Below are 4575 nucleotides of genomic sequence, written 5' to 3'. Positions count from 1 at the left end.
GACCGCGCCTGTGGCGGTGATGACTTCCCGCCGTATGCCCGAAGTGCGTACGGTCCCCGCCACCACCCCCACCGGGGTGGTCCATCGTCCGGCGGGGCATGACACCCAGACACCAGCCGCGCTTCCCGGGCCGGTGTCAGGTCATGGAGTACCCGCCCCACCCCGCACGGAGCCTCCTCCGGCGTGGCGGGGGCGGCTCTCACGCGGAACCTGTCGGCGGCGTACCCACGCCGCCGAGCGGACCGGCTTCCACCACCTGCACGCCACCGAGGTCCACGCCCTCACCCCGAGGTTCGGACCCCACGTCGGCGGCAGACGGCCACGCCGCGCCCGAAAAGCCTGAACCCACAGGCACACACAGAGTTCCAGAGACGCTCTGCACCGCTCCCTGCCGTCGCACCCCCAAGGAGAAACAGGATGTCAGACGGGTTCTCGTCCCCCTCGTACGAACCCCCGCACAACCGCCCGCCCGAGCACCGCCAGGCAAGGCACGCCTATCAGAACCCTCACAACCCCTCACCCCCGGAGCACCCCGGCGCAGGGCCCCCGTACGCCTCCGACACGGCGCCCACGTACGCCACCTACCCCTGGGCCGAGCAACAGCCCGAACCCGTCCCGTGGCGCGCCCCGCGCCGCTCGGCCCGCGGTCGGCACAACGAACCGCACCACGACGAACTGCGGGACCTGCGCGGCGCGTACCGCCTGCAGCGTCGCGTGGCCACGTTCACCGCGCTCGGCTACTTCACGCTCTTCCTGGTCCTGTCCGCGTTCGCGCCGTCCTTCATGACGGGCACCGTCTCCGGCGGCCTGTCCACGGGGCTGCTGCTGGGCCTGCTCCAGGTGCCCGTCACCTGCCTGGCGATCTGGCTGTACGAGCGCACCGCGCGCCGTCGCGTCGACCCGCTCGCCGAGAGCATCCGGACCCACTCCGAGTTCGACGCCAGGCGGGAGGCAGCGCGATGACCGAGCCGTTCCACGTTCCGCAGGGCGCTCCGCAGGCCGCTCCGCAGGCCGCCTCCGGGCTCATCGGGTTCAGCGGTTCCGCGCAGGCGATGTCCCTGGTGGCGTTCACGGCCGTCGCCACCATCACGCTGCTGCTGTGCGTGATGACGGGCCCGGACCGTGACGACCTCGACGAGTTCTACACCGGCTACCGCTCGCTCTCGGCGGTGCGCAACGGGCTCGCGATCGCGGGCGACTACATCTCGGCGGCGATGGTTCTCGGCGGTGGCGGCGTGATCGCCGTCTTCGGCTACGACGGCGTGGTCCTCGCCCTCAGTACGGCCCTGTCCCTGATGCTGCTGATGTTCCTGCTGGCCGAGCCGTTGCGGAACGCCGGGCGGTTCACCATGGGTGACGCGCTCGCCCGCCGGATGCCGGGCCGCGCGGTGCGCATCACGGCGTGCGCCGCCACCCTCGTCGCGCTGCTGCCGCTGATGCTGGTCCAGCTCGCCGGCACCGGGGACCTGCTCGCCTTCGTCCTGGGCTTCTCCGGCGAGAACCTGAAGACCGGGGTCATCGTCGGACTCGGCACCCTGATGATCGCCTACGCCGCGATCGGTGGCATGAAGGGCACCGCCCTCATCCAGATCCTGAAGATCGTGATGCTGCTGGGCTCGGGCGGGATCATCGCCGTCCTGATCCTGCACCGCTTCGACTGGGACCTCGGCGCCCTGTTCGGCACAGCCGCCACGAACAGCGGTGTCGGCTCACGTTTCCTGGAGTCGGGGCTGCAGTTCGCGGCCGGTCCCCACTCCGAGCTCGACATGATCAGTGCCCAGCTCACCGTGGTCCTCGGCGGGGCCTGTCTGCCCCACGTCACCATGCGCATGTACACCGCGGGCAGCGCACGCGAGGTGCGCCGCTCCCTGTCCTGGGCCGTGCCCTCGGTGACCCTGTTCGTTCCGGTCATCACCGTCGTCGGCTTCGGCGCCACCGCGCTCGTCGGCCGCGAGGCCATCACGCGGGCGGACCCCCAGGGCAACACGGCCTATCTGCTCGGCACCCGGGCAGTGTTCGGCGCGGACGTCTCCACGGCGGAGACCCTGCTCTTCACGACGGTCACCGCCGCGATCTTCCTCACCGTGCTCGCCTCGGTGGCCGGAATGATCCTGGCCTGCGCCAACTCCCTGGCGCACGACGTGTTCGCCACCGGAGCGAAGCCCCTGACCCCGCGCCGGGAAATGGCCCTGGCCCGGATCTCGGCGGCGGTCGTGGGCGTCGTCGCGATCATCCTCGCCACGATGGTCCAGCACCGCAGCCTGCAGCCCCTGATCACGCTCTCCTTCTGCCTGGGCGCCTCCGCGCTCGCCCCCGCCCTGGTCTACAGCCTCTTCTGGCGCCGCTACACCCGCGCCGGCCTGCTGTGCACCCTCATCGGCGGCTCACTGTCCGTGATCGTGCTGATGACCGGCACCAGCCTGGTCTCCGGATCGCCCATCTCGGCCTTCCCGGACGCCGACTTCAACTGGTTCCCGTTCACCACGACCGGCATCGTCTCCATCCCCCTGGGCTTCGCCTTCGGCTGGCTCGGCACGCTGGCGTCCGGCCGCGAGAGGTCGGAGGAACAGCGCAGGCAGTACGAGGCGGTGGAGGGGTGGATCCTCGCGGGGGCGACACGGAGGGGAAGTTAGGGGGAGTTGGAGGGAGCTGCCAGGACCAGGGCGGAATGGCCGATTCTCCCCGCGTATTGGGGCCCCTGTGACAGAAAAGCGTCCTTGTGGTGAATGGAAGATCATGTGACGGTAAAGCCCTGACATGCACACGCGGCTGCCGCCCACACACCTGACCAGTGGGTTCACCGCGGGTGCTTCACGTCGAACGGGCCGATCCCGTCATCGGCCCGGAATGGGGGTTGGCACATGAACGCACTGCGCGCATCCGCCGGAACCGTCCTCACCGCGGGGCTGCTGTTCGCCGGCGTCGTCGCCGTACCGGCACAGGCGAGCGCCGCCGAAGGCACGGGCGGCCACTGCGTCTACAACCTGTCCACGGACACGACCGCCTGTTACAGCACCTTCCGCGCGGCCACCGCCGACGCCACCAACGGAAAGGTGACCGACGCGCCAATCAGCGCCCGCGCGGCCCTGGCCGACACCTCGCTCCAGAAGCGGCTGGACGGCCCCATGCCCACGGCGGGGGTTGGCACCAGGGAAGCGGTCGACTACCTCCTGTCCATCGAGTACGACATCGCCAACCTCAGCTCCTCGGGCGGCACCCTCACCATCAAGGGGAACGCGCCCTGCGTCGAGGACGGGCAGCGGGACTACACCTTCAACGACGTCCGAGACGCCTGGCCCTCGTGGAACGACCGGATCTCGTCCTTCCAGGGCTACAACACCTGCGACGTCAACCACTACGAGCACCAGGTCATCAACGGCGGTGACACCACCGGCCCGAAGCGCTCCATGACGACCATGGGCAGCATGTCCAACAAGACGACCGGACTGACCTTCGGCTGACCCACGCCGAACGCCACGCCGGGCCGGGCCGGTGACACACCATGTCACCGGCCCGGTCCGGCCCGGCGCGCGGAAGCCCGCCGTACGGCCTGCTCCGTACGACCTACTCCGTCGGGGCCCGCCCCGTGATCGCCGCCAGGCTGTTGCGTACGTGGTCCATGTGGGCCCGGACCGTGTCCCACTGCTCGCCGTGTTCGCGCAGCACGCGTTCCGTGTCACGGATGACGCGGTCCTCGTGGACGCGGGCCTCGGCGATCACTTCGGCCGCGCGGGCCTCGGCGTCCGCCTGGATGCGGCCGGTGGACTCCTCGATGTCGGCGAGGGCGCGCGTGGCCTCGGAGAGCGCGGCCTCGGCACGCGCCGTCCGGTCGGCGTGCCGGGCCTCCAGGGCGGCCTCGCGTTCGCCCAGCTCGCGGTCCATCTCCTCGCACCGGTCCGCGTACTCCTTCTCCTGCTCGGCGAGCAGGCCCTCGGTCCGCTGCCGTACCTCCCGCAGCGCGGCCAGCGCCTCGCCCCGGCGCTCCTTCACCTCCAGCCGGGCCTCGACGCGCAGATCGTCCGCCTCGGCCCGGGCCGCGAGCAGCCGCTGCCGGGCCCGTTCCTCGGCCTCGCCGCGCACCTCGTCGGCGTACGCCTGCGCGGCCTCACGCACCTGATGCCCCGCCGCCTCCGCCTCGTCGGTGATCCACAGGGCTTCCCGACGGCCGCCCTCAGCCACCTCCTCGGCCTCCTCCGCGCCCAGCTCGAACAACTGCCGGGCCCGCTCGCCGAGCGCCTCGTACGTCTGCGGAGCCAGCCGCGCCACGGCCTCCCGCAGCCGCGCCGCCTCCGCCTCCATGTCCTTGGCCAGCACGGTCAGCCGCGCGGCCCGCTCCCACGCCGCGTCACGGTCCTGCGAGAGGCCCGCCGCGTACGCGTCGACCTGGTCGGGACGGTAGCCGCGCCGTACGACCGCGAAGCCGTCCGGCGACACCGATGCGCTGCTCATCCTGGAACCCCTCTCGAATGATTTCGCGCATATCTTGATTCATCAGACGTAAGGGCTCATAACGCGACACTCCACCTGCGGGTAACCATCGGCCTACGCACGCGAAAGGGCCGGGCCCGGTCGTGT

Annotated in this window: 4 protein-coding genes; 3 read left to right on the top strand and 1 reads right to left on the bottom strand. The window is 71.0% G+C overall.

The window, feature by feature from the left end:
- The first annotated feature begins 417 nt into the window (after nucleotides 1-417).
- The 3 genes from FNH08_RS45150 (at nucleotide 418) to FNH08_RS45140 (ending at nucleotide 3461) form a co-directional block, all read left to right on the top strand.
- Nucleotides 418-963 carry a DUF485 domain-containing protein gene (locus FNH08_RS45150; protein WP_152777361.1) on the top strand — a complete coding sequence of 182 codons (546 nt, stop codon included), beginning with the start codon at nucleotides 418-420 and terminating at the stop codon, nucleotides 961-963.
- Between the two features lie 89 nt (nucleotides 964-1052).
- A complete protein-coding gene (locus tag FNH08_RS45145) occupies nucleotides 1053-2633 on the top strand; it encodes a sodium/solute symporter (protein ID WP_228034769.1) in 1581 nt (526 codons plus the stop codon).
- A 228-nt stretch (nucleotides 2634-2861) separates the two neighbouring features.
- Nucleotides 2862-3461: a hypothetical protein gene (locus FNH08_RS45140; protein WP_152777357.1), complete on the top strand. Its 600-nt coding sequence runs from the start codon at nucleotides 2862-2864 to the stop codon at nucleotides 3459-3461.
- 103 nt (nucleotides 3462-3564) lie between these two features.
- On the opposite strand, the gene FNH08_RS45135 is transcribed toward FNH08_RS45140, so the two are convergent.
- Nucleotides 3565-4449, bottom strand: coding sequence for a coiled-coil domain-containing protein (locus tag FNH08_RS45135; protein WP_152777355.1), 885 nt, complete (start codon nucleotides 4447-4449; stop codon nucleotides 3565-3567).
- Nucleotides 4450-4575 lie beyond the last annotated feature (126 nt).

The sequence above is a fragment of the Streptomyces spongiae genome (genome assembly GCF_009377185.1).
GTDB lineage: Bacteria > Actinomycetota > Actinomycetes > Streptomycetales > Streptomycetaceae > Streptomyces > Streptomyces spongiae.
This window is presented reverse-complemented; position numbering and strand designations above follow the sequence as displayed.